General features: G+C 62.6%; 16 protein-coding genes and 1 pseudogene. 13 read left to right on the top strand and 4 right to left on the bottom strand.

The genetic code is table 11. The features are described 5' to 3' along the window. Nucleotides 1-72: 72 nt before the first annotated feature. Nucleotides 73-759 (bottom strand): response regulator transcription factor, encoded by a 687-nt coding sequence (locus tag C0Z19_RS22140; RefSeq protein ID WP_102611984.1) that lies wholly within the window; start codon nt 757-759, stop codon nt 73-75. A 129-nt stretch (nt 760-888) separates the two neighbouring features. On the opposite strand from C0Z19_RS22140, the gene C0Z19_RS22135 reads away from it, so the two are divergent. Continuing rightward, complete coding sequence (locus C0Z19_RS22135; protein ID WP_102612023.1) at nt 889-1,110, top strand: DUF3717 domain-containing protein; 222 nt, start codon at nt 889-891, stop codon at nt 1,108-1,110. A gap of 17 nt (nt 1,111-1,127) precedes the next feature. Here C0Z19_RS22135 and C0Z19_RS22130 read toward each other — a convergent pair whose 3' ends face one another. Both C0Z19_RS22130 and C0Z19_RS22125 read right to left on the bottom strand, forming a co-directional pair. Next, nucleotides 1,128-1,433 (bottom strand): 4a-hydroxytetrahydrobiopterin dehydratase, encoded by a 306-nt coding sequence (locus tag C0Z19_RS22130; protein WP_102611983.1) that lies wholly within the window; start codon nt 1,431-1,433, stop codon nt 1,128-1,130. A gap of 215 nt (nt 1,434-1,648) precedes the next feature. Further along, nucleotides 1,649-1,774, bottom strand: a pseudogene (locus C0Z19_RS22125) (phenylalanine 4-monooxygenase); the annotation flags it as partial. Between the two features lie 137 nt (nt 1,775-1,911). Here C0Z19_RS22125 and C0Z19_RS22120 point away from each other — a divergent pair. Further along, entirely contained in the window at nt 1,912-2,403 is a 492-nt protein-coding gene (locus C0Z19_RS22120; protein WP_102612022.1) for an Lrp/AsnC family transcriptional regulator, read from the top strand. 119 nt (nt 2,404-2,522) lie between these two features. Here the strand turns inward: C0Z19_RS22120 and C0Z19_RS22115 are convergent, their stop codons facing one another. Continuing rightward, a complete protein-coding gene (locus C0Z19_RS22115) occupies nt 2,523-3,419 on the bottom strand; it encodes a LysR family transcriptional regulator (RefSeq protein ID WP_102611982.1) in 897 nt (298 codons plus the stop codon). Nucleotides 3,420-3,567: 148 nt separating this feature from the next. On the opposite strand from C0Z19_RS22115, the gene C0Z19_RS22110 reads away from it, so the two are divergent. The 11 genes from C0Z19_RS22110 (at nt 3,568) to C0Z19_RS22050 (ending at nt 17,474) form a co-directional block, all read left to right on the top strand. Next, nucleotides 3,568-5,091 carry a CoA-acylating methylmalonate-semialdehyde dehydrogenase gene (locus tag C0Z19_RS22110; RefSeq protein WP_102611981.1) on the top strand — a complete coding sequence of 508 codons (1,524 nt, stop codon included), beginning with the start codon at nt 3,568-3,570 and terminating at the stop codon, nt 5,089-5,091. Between the two features lie 20 nt (nt 5,092-5,111). Continuing rightward, nucleotides 5,112-6,833, top strand: coding sequence for a GMC family oxidoreductase (locus C0Z19_RS22105; protein WP_102611980.1), 1,722 nt, complete (start codon nt 5,112-5,114; stop codon nt 6,831-6,833). 278 nt (nt 6,834-7,111) lie between these two features. Further along, nucleotides 7,112-7,891 (top strand): ABC transporter ATP-binding protein, encoded by a 780-nt coding sequence (locus C0Z19_RS22100; protein ID WP_102612021.1) that lies wholly within the window; start codon nt 7,112-7,114, stop codon nt 7,889-7,891. Then, complete coding sequence (locus C0Z19_RS22095; protein WP_102611979.1) at nt 7,888-8,655, top strand: ABC transporter ATP-binding protein; 768 nt, start codon at nt 7,888-7,890, stop codon at nt 8,653-8,655. The genes C0Z19_RS22100 and C0Z19_RS22095 overlap by 4 nt, the downstream gene beginning before the upstream one ends. 92 nt (nt 8,656-8,747) lie before the next feature. Then, a complete protein-coding gene (locus tag C0Z19_RS22090) occupies nt 8,748-9,968 on the top strand; it encodes an ABC transporter substrate-binding protein (protein ID WP_102611978.1) in 1,221 nt (406 codons plus the stop codon). 100 nt (nt 9,969-10,068) lie between these two features. Beyond that, nucleotides 10,069-10,953 (top strand): branched-chain amino acid ABC transporter permease, encoded by an 885-nt coding sequence (locus C0Z19_RS22085; protein WP_102611977.1) that lies wholly within the window; start codon nt 10,069-10,071, stop codon nt 10,951-10,953. Then, nucleotides 10,953-11,924, top strand: coding sequence for a branched-chain amino acid ABC transporter permease (locus C0Z19_RS22080; RefSeq protein WP_102611976.1), 972 nt, complete (start codon nt 10,953-10,955; stop codon nt 11,922-11,924). The genes C0Z19_RS22085 and C0Z19_RS22080 overlap by 1 nt, the downstream gene beginning before the upstream one ends. A gap of 685 nt (nt 11,925-12,609) precedes the next feature. Beyond that, nucleotides 12,610-13,767, top strand: a complete 1,158-nt coding sequence (locus C0Z19_RS22065) for an ABC transporter substrate-binding protein (protein ID WP_425330300.1) — start codon at nt 12,610-12,612, stop codon at nt 13,765-13,767. Between the two features lie 99 nt (nt 13,768-13,866). Further along, on the top strand, nt 13,867-14,922 hold the full coding sequence (locus C0Z19_RS22060; RefSeq protein WP_102611972.1) for a branched-chain amino acid ABC transporter permease: 1,056 nt from the start codon (nt 13,867-13,869) through the stop codon (nt 14,920-14,922). Nucleotides 14,923-14,925: 3 nt separating this feature from the next. After that, nucleotides 14,926-16,713, top strand: coding sequence for a branched-chain amino acid ABC transporter ATP-binding protein/permease (locus C0Z19_RS22055; RefSeq protein WP_425330299.1), 1,788 nt, complete (start codon nt 14,926-14,928; stop codon nt 16,711-16,713). Nucleotides 16,714-16,715: 2 nt separating this feature from the next. Further along, nucleotides 16,716-17,474, top strand: coding sequence for an ABC transporter ATP-binding protein (locus C0Z19_RS22050; RefSeq protein WP_102611970.1), 759 nt, complete (start codon nt 16,716-16,718; stop codon nt 17,472-17,474). The last annotated feature ends 80 nt before the right edge of the window (nt 17,475-17,554 follow it).

Below are 17,554 nucleotides of genomic sequence, written 5' to 3'. Positions count from 1 at the left end.
TTCAGGGCCGGCCGGCGCGCCGCGGCGGCGCATCACGGCAATGCGCGCGCTTGAGCATGCCGGTCACGCCGTTCAGGAAGCCGGGCGGATTTCCTGCAGCAGATAACCGAAACCGCGCACCGTGACGATTTCGACGCGGCAGTTTTCGAGTTTCTTGCGCACGCGGTGGACATAGACTTCGATCGCGGTATCGCCGAGATCGCCGCCGAAATGCGTCAGGTGATCCTGCAATTGCGCTTTGCTGACGACGCGGCCGTGGCGTAGCAACAGCATTTCGAGCACGGCGAATTCGCGCGGCGAGAGTTCGAGCGCCTTGTCGTCGTTGAAGATGCGGCGATCGACGCCCGACAGACGTACGCCGCCGAGCGACACTTCGGGCCGCGGCGTGTCGCTGTGCGGACCGCTGCGGCGCATGACGGCGCGGATCCGTGCTTCGAGTTCGGCCGGCTCGAATGGTTTGAGCATGTAATCGTCGGCGCCGGCGTTCAGACCCTGGACGCGGTCGTTCAACTCGTCGCGTGCAGTCAGCACGATGACGGGCGTGTGACGGTTCGTCTGGCGAAAGCGCGAGAGCAGCGTCATGCCGTCGATACCGGGCAAGCCCAAATCGAGGATCACGAGTTCGTGACGGTTCTGCGTGAGCGCTTGTTCAGCAAAGATTCCGTCGTGAACCATGTCCACGGTGAACCCGGCTTGTTCGAGGCTGCTTTGGATGCCGCGCGCGATGGGGCGGTCGTCTTCGATCAGAAGGAGTCGCATGGGATAGGCTCAAGTACAATGGGTTACGCATTTCTAGCACGCCGACCGGCGATGCCTTCTCCGCCACACAGCGAGCGTGCCGCCGCAAGAAAGCTCCGGCAGGCGCGCGACGCAGGCAATTACAAAACCATGCCCGAGATCACGATCAACGAACTAGAAGCCGCGATCAACTTTTGGCGCGCCCGCTCGCCTTCGAGCGGCGATGAGCTCAGCTTGTGCAAGGAGGCTAGCGCGCTCTCCAAGCCGTATGCGCTGATGATTGTACAGCGTCGGACGAGCGTGCCGTCAGACGGGTTAGACCCGGGGGCGCTCGATGCCTTCGAAGCATACCGGCGCGCCATGCACGGATAGGGCGAAGTAGCCGGTGCTCAGCCGCTCTGCATGGTCTTTGCGGCCGCATCGATGAAATGCGCCAATGCGACGTCGCGTTCGGTCACGCCGTGTGCTTCGTGCGTGGTCAGCGTGATATCGACGGTCTGATAAACGTTGAACCACTCGGGATGGTGGTTCATTTCCTGTGCTTTGATCGCGACGCGCGTCATGAAGCCGAAAGCTTCGTTGAAATCGGCGAACCTGAATTGCCGGTGGATCGCGTCTCGGCCGGTGACGGCCTGCCAGCCGGCAAGCCCGGCGAGCTGCGTCGAACGCTCCTCCGATGTCAGTTTATGGATCATTGCGTCACCTCCTTTTGCTCCTGAGCCGTAGGGTCGAACGACGACCCCGGACCGCGCGACTCACAGCGCGCGGTTCATGCCGATTCGGCATTCTTTCACAACTGCGGGTATGACGCTGACCACCTGTATGCGGCCCGCGTCAGACGTCCCCGTCGCAGACCCGATTCTTGCCGGTGCCGCGTGTGATGACGATGTCGGTCGGCAGGATTTCGCCGCCAATACAGGCGCGCGAAGAGCGGCAGTGCGCGCGGGTCCTCGGCGAACTGCAGCGCCGCGCGGCCGTAGGCCTCGATGTAATCGGCGAAGACCGGATCGATCAGAAGCGGTACGTGGCCGAACATGGGAAGGCCCAGCATCAATGTTTTGGTCGATGCAAGTGTAGTGCGGGGACGATGTGGAAGGAGCGCAAAGATAGGGCGGCGGCGGGCTTCTATGCGATAATCGTGCGTAATTGAGCTACATAATGCGGGAAAAAATCATGTTGGAGCTCGACCACTTCGATCTCGCGCTGTTGGAGGTATTGCAGCGCTTCGGCCGTGCCACGCATCAACAACTCGGGGAGCGCGTTCCGCTGTCGCCTTCTCAGATCGGCCGCCGCTTACAACGTCTCGAATCGCTGGGCGTCATCGATGGCTACCGCGTCGTGCTGCGGCCGGAGCGGCTGGGGCTCGGCGTGACGGCGTTCACGAGCTTAAAGCTCAAACATCATGGCGATTCGATCGTCGAACAGTTTCAGCAGCAGATCGAAGTCTTGCCCGAGGTGCTGGAATGTCATGCGGTGGTAGGCGATGCCGACTATCTGCTGCGCATCGTCGCGCCCGATCTGAACGCGCTTTCTTCGTTCGTCATGAAGAAGCTCATGCGCGTGCCGGGTGTGGATAGCGTGCGCTCGAACATCGTGCTCACGACGTTCAAGCGCAATGGGGTGTTGCCGCTGGGCCATCTTGCGCCGGGCGCGGCCCCGGCGTGAAGTGGCGGCCGGCTCAGGCCGCACAGGACAACCGGTGACGCAAGGCGAGGAAAAACACGTCCGAGAGAAGCCGGGCGCGAGGGGCTAATCTAACAAAACGCGCCTCGAAAACGCGATGATCAAACCGCCCATTGGGCCTCGATGAGCTTGAACGCGGCCGCGATTGCGGGTTCGTCGACGCGCGAGGCCAACGCAACGAACGTCAACTCGGTTGGCACGGTCACCCCTTCGACGATCGTCAGCGCATGCGTGTGCGCTTCGGCGATCGCAATCGCATCGCGCGCCAGGGAAAGGCCGACGCCCGATTTGACGAGATCGAGCATCGAGGTTTCCTGATCGACTTCGGCCACCTTCACCGGTTCTACACCCGCCTGCGCGAATACGCGCGAGAGCAGCCGATTGTGTGCCGAGGCCGGCGGCGTCCAGATCCACGGCAGCGCGGCAAGCGAACCCCAATCCGGCGAGCGGCCCACGCGCTCCTTCCATCCGGCCGGCGCGAGCACGCGATATTGAAACCGCGTGAGCAACGCCTCGTGAAACAAGCCTTCGGGCATGCCGTCGTCGACAGGTCGCCCGATGTAATACCCGACGTCGAGTTCGCGCGCGCGCACTTGTTCGATGACCCAGCCCGACATGCCGTGGCGCAACGCGGTTTCGATCTGAGGATACGTTTCGACGAGTTGCCTGAGGAATCCGCCGAGGCGCAGGAACTGCGGATCGAGGATCGTGCCGATGCGCAAACGGCCGCGCACTTCCTGGCGCAACGCCGATGCGGCACGCTCGACATCGGCTGCCGCGGCCAGCGCACGTTCGGCGTGCGGCAGCAGCGCCTGTCCATCGCGCGTGAGTGCAAGCCCGTGCGAGGTGCGCGAGAACAGCGTCACGCCAAGTGCTTCCTGCAGATTCTTGATCTGTAAGCTGACGGCCGGTTGCGTCAGATGCAGTTGTGCCGCCGCGCGCGTCAGATTGCCGACGCGCGCCACGGTGGCGAAGGCGCGAAGCAGAGTCAGGTCCATAAGCGTGATATTAGCGCCGCTTATATCGCAGTTCACAAGAACTCATTGGATTTCGCGCCGCGTGCGAAGGTACGCTTCAAATCGAACCGGCCCCATCCGTCGATCGCCGGCGGCGGCCTGGCATCTCATCCCCAGAACGAGGGTCGACATGAGCGAAGCAGATCGGAGCAGCGCACGCGTGCGCGAAGTCATGCACTTCATCGGAGGTCGAACCGTGTCCGGTGCGGGCGACCGGTTCGGCGACGTCTTCAATCCGGTTGAAGGCCGCGTCGCTGCACGCGTGCCGTTGGCGACGACAACCGAAGTCGCGGCCGCGGTGGCCGCAGCCAAAGCCGCATTCCCGGCCTGGGCCGAGACGGCGCCGATCAAGCGCGCGCGCGTCATGTTCAATTTCAAGCAGTTGCTCGACCAGCATCATGACGAGCTTGCGGAATTGATCACGCGCGAGCACGGCAAGGTGTTTTCCGATGCGAAGGGCGAAGTCATGCGCGGCATCGAAGTCGTCGAATTCGCCTGCGGCATTCCCAACCTGCTCAAGACCGACTTCACCGATCAGATCGGTGGCGGCATCGATAACTGGAATCTGCGTCAGCCGCTTGGCGTCGTCGCCGGCATCACGCCGTTCAACTTTCCGATGATGGTGCCGTGCTGGATGTTCCCGATCGCGATCGCCTGCGGCAATACGTTCGTATTGAAGCCGTCGGAGCGCGACCCGTCCGCCTCGGTGCGCCTTGCCGAATTGCTCAAGGAAGCAGGCTTGCCCGACGGCGTGTTCAACGTCGTGCATGGCGACAAGCAAGCGGTCGACGCATTGATCGAACATGAGGATGTCGCCGCGCTTTCGTTCGTCGGTTCGACGCCGATCGCCGAATACATCCATCGCGAAGCGTCCCGGCGCGGCAAGCGCGTCCAGGCGCTCGGCGGCGCCAAGAACCATCTCGTCGTCATGCCCGACGCCGATCTGGACCAAGCCGTCGACGCGCTGATCGGCGCGGCCTATGGCTCCGCGGGCGAACGTTGCATGGCCATTTCGGTGGCGGTGGCCGTCGGGCATATCGCCGACGAACTCGTGGAGAAGCTCGTGCCGCGCGTGAAGGCGCTCAAGATCAAGAACGGCATGGAAGCGGACGCCGAGATGGGTCCGCTCGTCACCGGTGCGCATCGCGAAAAGGTGGCCGGCTATATCGAAAGCGGCGTGGCGCAAGGCGCGAAGCTCGTGGTCGACGGCCGCGGACATACGGTCGCAGGCGCTGAGGCAGGCTTTTTCCTCGGCGGCACGCTGTTCGACAATGTGACCACCGATATGCGCATCTACCAGGAAGAAATTTTCGGGCCCGTGCTCGCGATCGTGCGAGTGCCCGATTTCGCGAGCGCCGTCGCGCTGATCAACGCGCACGAGTTCGCCAACGGCGTATCGTGCTACACGACCGACGGCGGCGTGGCGCGCGCCTTCGCGCGACAGATTCAGGTCGGCATGGTCGGAATCAATGTGCCGATTCCGGTGCCGATGGCATGGCATTCGTTCGGCGGATGGAAGCGCTCGCTGTTCGGCGATCACCACGCTTATGGCGAGGAAGGCGTGCGCTTCTACACGCGTTACAAGAGCGTCATGCAGCGCTGGCCCGACAGCATCGCGAAGGGCGCGGAATTCACGATGCCGGTTGCGAAGTGAGGGTCAGTGCGGTGCGCGCCATGAAAAGCGAAACGAGTATCGAAGGCGAATTCGACTATGTGATCGTCGGGGCAGGGACGGCCGGTTGCGTGCTCGCCAACCGTCTCAGCGAAGACCGCGATGTCAGCGTGCTGCTGATCGAAGCCGGTGGCAAAGACGACTATCACTGGATCCATGTGCCGGTGGGGTACCTCTACTGCATCGGCAACCCGCGGACCGATTGGCGCTATCGCACGGGTGAAGAAGCGGGCTTGAACGGCCGCGCCCTGTCATATCCGCGCGGTAGAGTGCTCGGCGGCAGCTCGTCGATCAACGGCATGATCTATATGCGCGGGCAACGCGAGGACTACGACGAATGGGCGCGCGTAACGGGCGATTCGTCGTGGGCCTGGGATGCGGTGCTGCCGATTTTCAAGCGCAGCGAAGACCATCACGGCGGCGCCAATGCCTGGCACGGTGCCGGCGGTCCGTGGCGCGTCGAGCAGCAGCGCCTCAAATGGAAAGTGCTGGAAGCGTTTCGCGAGGCCGCTCAGCAAGCCGGCATCCCCGCCACCGACGACTTCAATCGGGGCGACAACAGCGGTGTCGGCTACTTCGAGGTCAACCAGAAACGTGGCATCCGTTGGAACGCGTCGAAGGCGTTTCTGCGGCCGGCCCTCGCCCGACCGAACCTGACCGTCGTCACGGGCGCCCAGGTGCGGCAGCTCACGTTCGACGGCAAGCGTTGCACGGGCGTCGTCTATCGCGGTAGCGGTAGAGGTAGCGGTAGCGCTAGCGCCAGCGACGCACGTGACGTCTTCGCCAAAGCGCGCATTGAAGTCGTGCTGGCTGCAGGCGCCGTCAATTCGCCGCAACTGCTCGAATTGTCCGGCATCGGCAACGGTGCGCGCCTGCAGCGGCTCGGGATCGACGTCGTGCACGACTTGCGCGGCGTCGGCGAAAATCTGCAGGATCACTTGCAGTTGCGCATGGCTTTTCGCGTGCGCGGCGTGCGCACGCTCAACACGATGACGGCGCACTGGTGGGGCAAGATGCTGATCGCCATGCAATATGCGCTCTGGCGCAGCGGGCCGATGTCGATGTCGCCGTCACAACTCGGTGCCTTCGCGAAGTCGGCCGAGAACGACGCGTCGATCACGCGCCCTGACCTCCAATACCACGTCCAGCCGCTTTCGCTCGATCGCTTCGGCGAGCCGCTGCATCGCTTCAATGCGTTCACGGCATCGGCTTGCCATCTGCGGCCCACCTCGCGCGGGAGCATTCATATCGAATCGCCCGAGCCGCTCGCCGCGCCGATGATCGCGCCCAATTACCTGTCGACCGACTACGACCGCCACGTGGCCGCCAATGCGCTGCGACTCACGCGCCGCATCGTGCAGGCACCGGCGCTTGCCCGCTATGTGCCGGAGGAGATCCTGCCCGGGCCGCAGTATCAAACGGAAGAGGAACTCGTGCGCGCTGCAGGCCAGGTCGGCACGACCATCTTTCACCCGGTCGGCACATGCCGAATGGGTACGGGCGACGATCCCGGGGCCGTCGTCGATACGCGTCTGCGCGTGTTCGGCGTAACGGGGCTGCGCGTCGTCGATGCATCGGTGATGCCCACGATTACCTCCGGCAACACGAATTCTCCGACGCTCATGATCGCCGAGCGTGCGAGCGACATGATTCGCGCCGATCGGCGTGCCGGAGGGCGCGCCACACAAGAAGCGGCTGCGGCGCCGATTGTGACGGCGACGTGACGTTGCTGCGCACCGTGAACAGATCGTGCTCACGATTTGCACTCATTGCTTGACGACACAATTAAGCACTAGTGCAAATCCCAATGATTGCGCTGCATCATTGGCGAGACAATGCGCGATGCCGCATGGGGCGGGGTCGACCTCTGTCGCATTGATGCACCATGCCAAAACGGCGGTGTCCCCGATAACCGGGGGCATGGCCGACGGGCACTACAGCGCAGCGCGCTCGACAAGCGCGCCACATGCAGTGTTTCGCCTCACTTCGCATGGAAGGGGACATGATTCTCGGCGACACAATTTTAGAAACGCGCGGGCTGACCAAGGAGTTCAAGGGGTTCACTGCCGTGAACGGGGTGAACCTGCGCGTGCGCCGCGGCTCGATTCATGCGCTGATCGGGCCCAACGGCGCGGGCAAGACGACCTGCTTCAACCTGCTCACGAAGTTCCTCGAGCCGACGGCCGGGCAAATCGTCTTCAACAATGTCGACATCACGCGCGAGCGTCCCGCGCAAATCGCGCGGCGCGGCGTTATCCGCTCGTTTCAGATCTCGGCTGTCTTTCCGCATCTCACCGTCTTGCAGAACGTGCGTATCGGGTTGCAGCGCACGCTCGGCACGGCTTATCACTTTTGGCGCAGCGAGCGGACGCTGCACCGTCTCGACGATCGCGCGCGCGAGCTGTTGGATCAGGTCGGCCTGACCGATTTCGTCGATACGCGCACGGTCGAGCTGTCGTACGGCCGCAAGCGCGCGCTCGAAATCGCCACGACGCTGGCGATGGAGCCGGAGCTGATGCTGCTCGATGAACCGACGCAAGGGATGGGTCACGAAGACGTTGACCGCGTCACTGCGCTGATCAAGAAGGTATCAGCCGGCCGGACGATCTTGATGGTCGAGCACAACATGAACGTGATTGCAGGCATCTCCGACACGATCACCGTCCTGCAACGCGGCGAAGTGCTGGCCGAAGGCAGCTATGCCGAAGTATCGAAGAACCCGCTCGTGATGCAGGCCTATATGGGTAGTGCGGACGCGGCGTTGACGGGAGCGCACGAATGAATCACGCGGAGCGCGACAACGTCGTGGCGAGCGGCGCCGAGCAAACGCTCGACAGCGGGCCGGCTGCGTTGACGATCACGGGCCTGCAGGCCTGGTACGGCGAATCGCACATCCTGCATGGCGTCGATCTGACCGTGCGCCGCGGCGAAGTCGTGACCCTGCTCGGCCGCAACGGCGCAGGACGCACGACGACGCTGCGCGCGATCATGGGCCTGACGGGGCGGCGCACGGGATCATTGCGTATCGGCGAGAAAGAGACCATCAATCTGCCCACGCACAAGATCGCGCATTGCGGCGTCGGGTACTGTCCGGAAGAGCGAGCGATTTTTTCGAGCCTCTCCTGCGAAGAGAATCTGCTGTTGCCGCCGATGGTCGGACAAAGCAGCTATGCGATGTCGCTCGACGAAATCTACGAGATGTTCCCGAACCTGAAGGAGCGCCGCATGAGTCAGGGCACGCGCCTCTCGGGTGGCGAGCAGCAGATGTTGGCCGTGGCGCGTATCTTGCGCACGGGGGCGAACCTGCTGCTGCTCGACGAAATCTCCGAGGGTCTTGCACCTGTCATCGTGCAGGCGCTGGCGCGCATGATCCTCGCATTGAAGGCGCGCGGCTACACGGTCGTGATGGTCGAACAGAACTTTCGCTTCGCGGCGCCGCTGGCCGATCGCTTCTATGTCATGGAGCATGGCCGCATCGTCGAGCATTTCGTCGCGAGCGAACTCGAAGGCAAGATGCCGGTGCTACACGAGCTGCTTGGCGTGTGAGGCCAGGCGAAGTTGCTTGACGGGCGCGCTGGCTGCGCCTCGGTTTACACAAACAGTTGCACGCACAACCATAAGCGAAGAAGGAGATACCAATGAGAACCACGTTGCTCGCAAGCGCTGTTCGCACTCTCGCAGTTACCGCTACCGCAATGGCCGCCGCGCTCGCGGCGCAGCACGCCGCCGCCGCGGAAAAACAGGTCACGATCGGGTTCATCACCGACTTGTCGGGCCTGTACGCCGATATCGACGGCAAGGGCGGCGCCACGGCAATCCAGATGGCGATCGACGATTTCGGCGGCAAGGTCAATGGTCTGCCGATCAAGCTGCTCACGCAGGATCACCAGAACAAGGCCGACATCGCCGCCTCGACCGCGCGTAAGTGGATCGACACGGAAGGTCTCGACATGCTGATCGGTGGCACGAATTCGGCAACGGGCCTCGCAATGAACGACGTGATCAAGGAGAAGAAGCGTCCGTACATCTCGATCGGCGCCGGCACCGATGCGCTGACGAACAAGCAATGCACGCCGTACACGATCCACTACGCCTACGACACGACGGCGCTCGCGAAAGGCACGGGCTCGGCGATCGTCAAGCAAGGCTTGAAGACGTGGTACTTCCTGACGGCCGACTACGCGTTCGGCAAGTCGCTCGACGCGAATACGACGAAGGTCGTCGAAGAGAACGGCGGCAAGGTGCTCGGACGCTCGCTGCATCCGCTGTCGGCGTCGGACTTCTCGTCGTTCCTGTTGCAGGCGCAAGCGTCGAAGGCGCAGGTGCTCGGCCTTGCGAACGCGGGCGGCGACACGGTCAATTCGCTGAAGGCAGCCAAGGAATTCGGCGTCGGCAAAACGATGAAGATCGCGGCGCTTCTGATGTTCATCGACGACGTGCATAGCGTCGGCTTGCCGACGGCCCAGGGCCTGCTGCTGACCGATAGCTGGTACTGGGATCAGAACGATAAGTCGCGCGCATGGGCCGAGAAATACTTCAAGAAAACCGGCAAGATGCCGTCGAGCCTGCAAGCGGCCGATTATTCCGCGACGATGGATTATCTGAACGCCGTCAAGGCCGTCGGCTCGACCGATACTGACAAGGTGATGGCACAGTTGCACAAGCAGCCCGTCGACGACTTCTATGCGAAGGGGCATATCCGCGAAGACGGCAGCATGATCCATGACATGTACCTGTATCAGGTCAAGACGCCGGCCGAATCGAAGAAACCGTGGGACTACTACACGCTGAAGGCGACCATTCCTGGCGACAAGGCGTTCACGGACAAGAAGGATACGCAGTGCGATCTGTGGAAGTAACCAGCAATTAAGGTGAAAGCAGCGGGCTGCTTAGGCGGTATGCAGTAACGACGCGCGCGGCCACATCGCGCGCGTTTTTCTCTTTTCGACGGCAGGTTCAATGGATATCTTCGGCATTCCGTTGCAGGCCATGCTGAGCCAACTCCTGCTCGGGCTCGTCAACGGATCGTTCTACGCGATTCTGAGCCTTGGGCTGGCGGTGATCTTCGGCATGCTCAACGTGATCAACTTCGCGCACGGCGCGTTGTTCATGCTCGGTGCCATGCTCGCATGGATGGGTCTGTCCTATTTCGGCGTGCCGTACTGGGCCATGCTCGTGCTGGCGCCGCTTATCGTCGGCGCGTTCGGTATCGTGATCGAACGTACGATGCTGCGCTGGCTATATCAGCTCGACCATCTTTACGGGTTGTTGTTGACGTTCGGTCTCACGCTCGTCATCGAAGGGGTGTTCCGCTCGATCTATGGATCATCGGGGCAGCCGTACGATGTGCCCGATCTGCTCGCGGGCGCAACGAACCTCGGCTTCATGTATCTGCCCAACTATCGGGCCTGGGTGGTGGTGGCTTCGCTCGTCGTCTGTTTCGCAACCTGGTTCGTGATCGAGAAGACAAGCCTCGGAGCGTATCTGCGCGCGGGCACCGAGAACCCGAAAATCGTCGAAGCGTTCGGCGTGAACGTGCCGCTCATGATCACGCTGACCTACGGCTTCGGCGTGGCCCTGGCCGCGTTCGCCGGCGTGCTTGCCGCTCCGGTGATTCAAGTCTCGCCGCTGATGGGGCAGTCGATGATCATCACGGTGTTCGCGGTTGTCGTGATCGGCGGCATGGGCTCGATCATGGGATCGATCCTGACGGGCCTGCTGCTGGGCGTCGTCGAAGGCTTCACGCGTGTGTTCTATCCGCAGGCTTCGGCCACCGTTGTGTTCGTCATCATGGCGCTCGTTCTGCTCGTGCGCCCTGCGGGTCTTTTCGGCAAGGAGCGGTGATGCAAAGAAAAGCGCTTTACGCCCTCCTGGCGCTGGGGCTCGCCGTGGCGCCGTGGCTCGGCGCCTACCCCGTCTTCGTGATGAAAGTGCTGTGCTTCGCGCTATTTGCCGCGGCGTTCAATCTCTTGATCGGCTATACGGGACTGCTGTCGTTCGGCCATGCGATGTTTCTTGCCACGTCAGGGTATACGGCGGGCTATGCGATCCAATCCATGGGCCTCACGCCCGAGCTCGGCGTGCTCGCAGGCACGGCGGCCGCGACCTTGCTCGGCCTGGTCGTGGGTTTCTTCGCGATTCGGCGTCAGGGGATCTACTTCGCGATGGTCACGCTCGCGCTCGCGCAGCTCGTCTACTTCGTTTATCTGCAAGCGCCGTTCACGGGCGGGGAGGACGGGCTGCAAGGCGTGCCGCGCGGCAAATTGTTCGGGCTCTTGAGCTTATCGTCGGACCTGACGCTCTATTACGTCCTGCTCGTCGCCGTCGTACTCGTGTTTGCGCTGATCGTGCGCATCGTTCATTCGCCGTTCGGGCAGGTGTTGACGGCGATTCGCGAGAACGAGCCGCGTGCCGTCTCGCTCGGTTATGACACCGATCGATTCAAGCTGCTCGCGTTCGTGCTGTCGGCCGGCATCGCGGGTTTCGCCGGTGCGCTCAAAGTGCTCGTGCTCGGCTTCGAGACGCTCGGTGACGCCTATTGGACGATGTCGGGCCTCGTCATCCTGATGACGCTCGTGGGCGGCATGGGCACGCTGTTCGGGCCGTTGCTGGGTGCGGCGCTCGTCGTCACGCTCGAAGATCGGCTCGGCGATATCGGCGGCGGGCTCGCTCACCTCACGCACGTCGACTGGTTCAACACGCTCGGTGATTCGACGACGATCGTCATCGGGCTCGTCTTCATTGCCTGCGTGCTGACCTTCCGGCGCGGCATTGTCGGCGAAATCATCGCACGTGTGCGGCCGCTGCGCGGGTGAGTAGGGTACGGACGGCCCATTCGCGCTGCGCCGCGCCAAACGCGCGGCATGCGTGCGTCGCGATGCGGCCCGGCACGCACAGGCCCATCGCGCCGCGGTCCGGTGCGCATGTCGACCTGGTTTCGGGCACCGGGCGGCAGGAAACGATGCATGCTTGCGCGATTTGCGTGCTGCTATGCACCACTAGGGAAAGTGCTAGGTTGTCGCGGGAGACGGGGTTGTTTAATCTTCGTCTCAGTTCTGATGCACCGAATTTTGAGGTGGAGAACGAGGAGACAATCGAGGCACTCAGTGCCCGGACGAAAGCGCTGTTGGAGGGAATCCAACAGCGCTTTTTATTTGTGCGTTCGATTCGTGCAGATTCATACCGATTTGTCCGATTGGACAATCGCATTTCGTTTTTCCTTTCCGTTTCCCGCCGCGGGAGCCGCGCGCCGAATCGGCGTATGCGTCCGCACCAAACCGGCGAAGCGTTCGCGCGTCAGCGTGCGATCGCCGTCTTTGCATTTTTTTCTCCCTGTTGTTTTGCGCGGTGCGTGAGTACCACACGAATGCGATCGTTTTTATTCGATCGTTGTGGGCTTGCGCGCCTCGCCGCTCCATTTTCGAAAATAATCGACTTTTGCCGGCCGATGAGCCGGCAATTACAACGCGCTTTCTCGCGTAATGCCTCTGGAGATCAATAATGACGATGAAACGATGGGTTCGTAGCAGCGTGGCGGTAGCGATGATGTGTGGCGTGACGGCGGCCTTCGCACAGGTGAAGATCGGCGTCGTGCTTTCGACGACGGGACCGGCCGCATCGCTCGGCATTCCTGAGAAAAATACCGTGGCGCTGTTGCCCAAGGAGATCGGCGGCAAGACCGTGCAATACATCGTGCTCGACGACGGCTCCGATACGGGCAAGGCCGTGCAGGACGTGCATAAGTTGATCGACGAAGACCACGTCGACGTGATCATCGGCTCGACCGTTACGCCGAACTCGCTGGCGATGCTCGATCCCGTATCGGCCGGCAAAACGCCGATGATCTCGCTCGCTGCTTCGGCCAAGATCGTCGAGCCGATGGACGACAAGCGTAAGTGGGCGTTCAAGACACCGCAAAACGATAGCCTCATGGCCAATGCGATTGCCGACTACATGTCCAAACACGGCGTGAAGACGGTCGGCTTCATCGGCTTCGCCGACGCCTATGGCGAGAGCTGGAGCGCGGAATTCGGCAAGGCGGCGACAACGGATCATCTGAAGGTCGTTGCGAGCGAGAAATACAACCGCGCCGATGCGTCGGTCACGGGCCAGGTGCTCAAGCTCATGAGCGCCAACCCCGACGCCGTGCTGATCGCGGGCTCGGGCACGCCTGCGGCCTTGCCGGCCAAGGAACTCAAGGAGCGCGGCTACAAAGGCGAGATTTACCAGACGCATGGCGTCGCGAACAACGATTTCCTGCGTGTCTGCGGCAAGGATTGTGAGGGTGAGATTCTGCCGGCCGGCCCGATCCTCGTGGCCGATCAGCTGCCGGACAGCAACCCCGTCAAGCGCTCGTCGCTCGCCTACAAGGCCGCCTATGAGAAGGCCTACGGCGTTGGGTCGGTTGCGACCTTCGGCGGGCACGCATGGGACGCCGGACAGATGCTGCAGCATGCGATTCCTGAGGCGTTGAAAAAGGGGCAGCCCGGTAGCCAGGCATTCCGTTCGGCGTTGCGCGATGCGCTCGAGAACATCAAGGAGCTGCCGATTTCGCACGGGATCATGAACACCTCGCCGGCCAATCATAATGGGCTCGATCAGCGCGCGCGCGTGATGGTGCAGATTACCGACGGCAAGTGGAAGTTGCTCGGCGAATAAGGCTGCGCCGACTGCCCGGCCGTGCGTCCCGAACGGGCTCACGGCCGGTTGTGTCTCTTTTGTCGGTTCGTCATCTCGTAGTACGGGGCTCGGAAAAGTATGGATTTATCGATTGCGGCGATTCTCGCGCAAGACGGCATCACCACCGGGGCGATCTACGCGCTGCTCGCGCTCGCACTCGTGCTGGTTTTCTCCGTCACGCGAGTCATCTTCATCCCGCAGGGGGAGTTCGTTTCATACGGCGCGCTGACGCTGGCGATGCTGCAGACGCAGAAGTTTCCGCCGACGGCGATTCTGCTGCCGGTGCTCGGCGCCGCCTGCTTCTTCGTCGAAATCGTCGGGCTTATCCGGCACCCCGAACGCCGTCGGCATGCACCGCGTCTCCTGACGGCGCTCGCGAGCCGGTATTTACTCGGCCCGATCGCCGTGTATGCGATCACACAACATGTCTACGGGCAGACGTTGCCGATGGCCATTCAGATCGCGTTGACGTTGGCGATCGTCGTGCCGATCGGCCCGCTCGTCTACCGTTTGGCCTATGAGCCGATCGCCGAGGCGACGACGCTGTTGCTGTTGATCGTCGCCGTCGCCGTTCATTTCGCGATGGTCGGGCTCGGTCTCTTGATGTTCGGTGCGGAGGGCTCGCGCACGACGCCGTTCTCGGACGGCTCGCTCAGCGTGGGCAGTCTGTCGATTTCGGGGCAGAGCGTCTGGGTGGTAGTGACGGCGCTCGTGCTGATCGCAGCGCTTTATCTCTATTTCGATCGCTCGCTTTCCGGCAAGGCGCTGCGCGCGACGTCGGTCAATCGGCTCGGCGCACGGCTCGTCGGTATCGGAACGTCGCAGGCCGGGCGGCTTGCCTTCACGTTGGCTGCCGCGCTGGGCGCGCTGTCGGGCATCCTCGTCGCGCCGCTGACGACGATCTACTACGACTCGGGTTTTCTGATCGGTCTGAAGGGCTTCGTCGGCGCGATTATCGGCGGTCTCGTCAGTTATCCGCTCGCAGCGGCCGGCTCGATTCTGGTCGGGCTGCTCGAATCGTATTCGTCGTTTTGGGCGAGCGCCTACAAGGAGGTGATCGTCTTCACGCTCATCATCCCGGTGCTGTTGTGGCGCAGCCTGGCCACGGCACATGTCGAAGAAGAGGAGGAATGAGCGATGAAGCGTCGACTCTCTTTGATGAAGCCGCTGTGGTGTTTTCTTATCGTCCTGTTTGTGCTGCCCGTGTTGCCGCATCCGCTGCACGTGTCCGAGTACTGGATCACGCTGCTCAACTACATCGGCCTGTATTCGATTGTTGCGCTGGGGCTGGTGCTGCTCACGGGCGTCGGTGGCATGACGAGTTTCGGACAGGCCGCGTTCGTCGGGGTCGGCGCCTATGCGACGGCCTATCTGACGACGCAGTTCGGTCTTTCGCCGTGGCTCGCGCTGTTGGTCGGCATTGCGTTGACGGTACTGGTTGCGCTCGTCATCGGCGCGGTCACGATGCGTTTGTCAGGGCACTTCCTACCGCTTGGGACAATCGCCTGGGGACTGTCGCTGTATTACCTCTTCGGCAACCTCGAAGCGCTCGGGAAATACGATGGCATCAACGGGATACCGGCGCTGAGCGTGCTCGGCATTTCGCTCCAATCAGGGCGCAGCATCTATTACCTGATCTGGATCGTCGTGCTCGTCGCCGTCGTTTCAATTCAGAATCTGCTTAATAGTCGTCCCGGACGTGCGATCCGTTCGCTGCGTGGCGCCAGCGTGATGGCCGAGGCGATGGGCGTCAATACGGCCTGGATGCGCGTCGTCATTTTCGTCTACGCAGCCGTGCTGGCAGCCATCTCGGGGTTTCTGTACGCGCACCTGCAACGCGCCGTCAATCCGACGCCTTTCGGACTGAACCACGGGATCGAGTACTTGTTCATGGCCGTGGTCGGTGGCGTCGGGCATGTCTGGGGTGCGATTCTCGGCGCGGCGATCCTCACCATCGTGCAGGATTATTTGCAGTCGCTGCTGCCGATGCTACTCGGCGAGAGCGGCAACTTCGAAATCATTGTCTTCGGCATTCTCATGGTCGCGCTGCTGCAGTATGCGCGGCGTGGCGTCTGGCCGTTCGTCGCTCGCTGGTTTCCGCGCGGTCCGCACGTGCAAGCCCCGGAGCAGGCCGAGCCGTTGCCACGGCGTGCGAAGCCGGCTGCGGGTGAAGCGCTGCTTGTCGTCGATGGTGTGCGCAAGCAGTTCGGCGGGCTCGTAGCCGTCAACGATGTCAGCTTCGAGGTCAACGCGGGGCAGATAGTGGCGTTGATCGGGCCGAACGGAGCTGGCAAGTCGACCACGTTCAACCTCGTCACGGGCGTGCTGCAGGCGACGCGTGGTCGCATCCATTTCCGCGGCGAGCGCATCGACGCACTCAGTTCACGTGAAATCGTCAAGCGTGGCATCGGCCGTACCTTCCAGCACGTCAAGCTGTTGCCGAGTATGACGGTGCTCGAGAACGTCGCCATCGGTGCGCATCTGCGCGGCTCGAACGGGGTCTGGCGCAGCGTTGCACGGCTCAATGCAGCCGAGGAAGCACGCTTGATGTTCGATGCGGCCGAGCAGATTCGTCGAGTCGGGCTCGAGCAACATATGTACGACGAGGCGGGCAGCCTCGCGCTCGGACAGCAGCGGATCATGGAGATCGCGCGGGCGCTTTGCTGCGACCCGACGCTGCTGTTGCTCGACGAACCGGCTGCGGGGCTGCGGTATCGGGAAAAGCAACAACTGGCGGATCTGCTGCGCAAGCTCCAGGCGGACGGCATGAGCGTGCTCCTCGTCGAGCACGACATGGATTTCGTGATGAATCTTGCCGATCGTCTCGTCGTCATGGAATTCGGCACACGCATCGCCCAAGGGCTGCCGGAAGAAGTGCAAAACGATCCGGCTGTGGTCGAGGCCTATCTCGGCGGGGTGGAGTGAACATGAACGAAACGACGGCTACGCCGATTTTGTCCGTCTCGGGGCTTTCGGTACGGTACGGGAAGGTCGAGGCGCTGCATCAGGTATCGATCGACGTTCGGCCCGGGCAGATCGTGAGCGTCATCGGGCCGAACGGCGCCGGTAAGTCGACGCTGCTTGGGGCGGTGATGGGGGCGCTGCCAGCGATCGGTCACGCGAAGGGCGATGTCCGGTATCGAGGCGAAGAGGTGGGCGCGTTGCCCGTGGAAAATCGCGTCGCCCGAGGCATGTGCCTTGTCCCCGAGAAGCGTGAGCTGTTTGCCACGATGTCGGTCGAGGATAACCTCGTGCTCGGTGCTTACCGACGTAAGCGGGCAGGTGAGCGCGACTACCTCGATCAGCTCGATCCGGTTTTTGAGCGATTTCCCCGGCTCAAGGAGCGGCGTAAGCAGGCGGCCGGAACGCTCTCGGGCGGCGAGCGGCAGATGCTCGCGCTGGGCAGGGCGCTGATGGGCAAACCAGACCTGCTGATGCTCGATGAGCCGAGCCTGGGCCTTGCACCGCTGATCGTCAAAGAGATCTTCCACATCATCTCCGCGCTGCGCAGCACGGGCGTCGCCACGCTGCTGATCGAGCAGAACGCACGCGCGGCGCTGCAGATCTCCGATTACGGTTATGTGTTGGAGACAGGCGAGCTCGCGCTGGAGGGCGAGGCGCAGTCGTTGGCGCAGAACCCGCGTGTCATCGAGACATACTTGGGTCTGGCGAAAAAAACGGCCTGAAGGTCATCCATGTGCCGCGACGGGCTTGGGGCACCGGCGGCGCCGTTCGCTGTTTGAGATTCGGCCCGGCCGATAGCGGC

It is taken from the genome of Trinickia soli, from assembly GCF_002879855.1.
GTDB lineage: Bacteria > Pseudomonadota > Gammaproteobacteria > Burkholderiales > Burkholderiaceae > Trinickia > Trinickia soli.
Note: the sequence above shows the minus strand (reverse complement) of the source record. Positions and strands in the feature narration are given on the sequence as shown.

What these genes read in the sequence shown, in the direction of transcription:
- C0Z19_RS22140 (WP_102611984.1), bottom strand. Translation starts at nt 759, where the DNA reads ATGCGACTCCTTCTGATCGAAGACGACCGCCCCATCGCGCGCGGCATC.
- C0Z19_RS22135 (WP_102612023.1), top strand. Translation starts at nt 889, where the DNA reads ATGCCCGAGATCACGATCAACGAACTAGAAGCCGCGATCAACTTTTGG.
- C0Z19_RS22130 (WP_102611983.1), bottom strand. Translation starts at nt 1,433, where the DNA reads ATGATCCATAAACTGACATCGGAGGAGCGTTCGACGCAGCTCGCCGGG.
- C0Z19_RS22120 (WP_102612022.1), top strand. Translation starts at nt 1,912, where the DNA reads ATGTTGGAGCTCGACCACTTCGATCTCGCGCTGTTGGAGGTATTGCAG.
- C0Z19_RS22115 (WP_102611982.1), bottom strand. Translation starts at nt 3,419, where the DNA reads ATGGACCTGACTCTGCTTCGCGCCTTCGCCACCGTGGCGCGCGTCGGC.
- C0Z19_RS22110 (WP_102611981.1), top strand. Translation starts at nt 3,568, where the DNA reads ATGAGCGAAGCAGATCGGAGCAGCGCACGCGTGCGCGAAGTCATGCAC.
- C0Z19_RS22105 (WP_102611980.1), top strand. Translation starts at nt 5,112, where the DNA reads ATGAAAAGCGAAACGAGTATCGAAGGCGAATTCGACTATGTGATCGTC.
- C0Z19_RS22100 (WP_102612021.1), top strand. Translation starts at nt 7,112, where the DNA reads ATGATTCTCGGCGACACAATTTTAGAAACGCGCGGGCTGACCAAGGAG.
- C0Z19_RS22095 (WP_102611979.1), top strand. Translation starts at nt 7,888, where the DNA reads ATGAATCACGCGGAGCGCGACAACGTCGTGGCGAGCGGCGCCGAGCAA.
- C0Z19_RS22090 (WP_102611978.1), top strand. Translation starts at nt 8,748, where the DNA reads ATGAGAACCACGTTGCTCGCAAGCGCTGTTCGCACTCTCGCAGTTACC.
- C0Z19_RS22085 (WP_102611977.1), top strand. Translation starts at nt 10,069, where the DNA reads ATGGATATCTTCGGCATTCCGTTGCAGGCCATGCTGAGCCAACTCCTG.
- C0Z19_RS22080 (WP_102611976.1), top strand. Translation starts at nt 10,953, where the DNA reads ATGCAAAGAAAAGCGCTTTACGCCCTCCTGGCGCTGGGGCTCGCCGTG.
- C0Z19_RS22065 (WP_425330300.1), top strand. Translation starts at nt 12,610, where the DNA reads ATGACGATGAAACGATGGGTTCGTAGCAGCGTGGCGGTAGCGATGATG.
- C0Z19_RS22060 (WP_102611972.1), top strand. Translation starts at nt 13,867, where the DNA reads ATGGATTTATCGATTGCGGCGATTCTCGCGCAAGACGGCATCACCACC.
- C0Z19_RS22055 (WP_425330299.1), top strand. Translation starts at nt 14,926, where the DNA reads ATGAAGCGTCGACTCTCTTTGATGAAGCCGCTGTGGTGTTTTCTTATC.
- C0Z19_RS22050 (WP_102611970.1), top strand. Translation starts at nt 16,716, where the DNA reads ATGAACGAAACGACGGCTACGCCGATTTTGTCCGTCTCGGGGCTTTCG.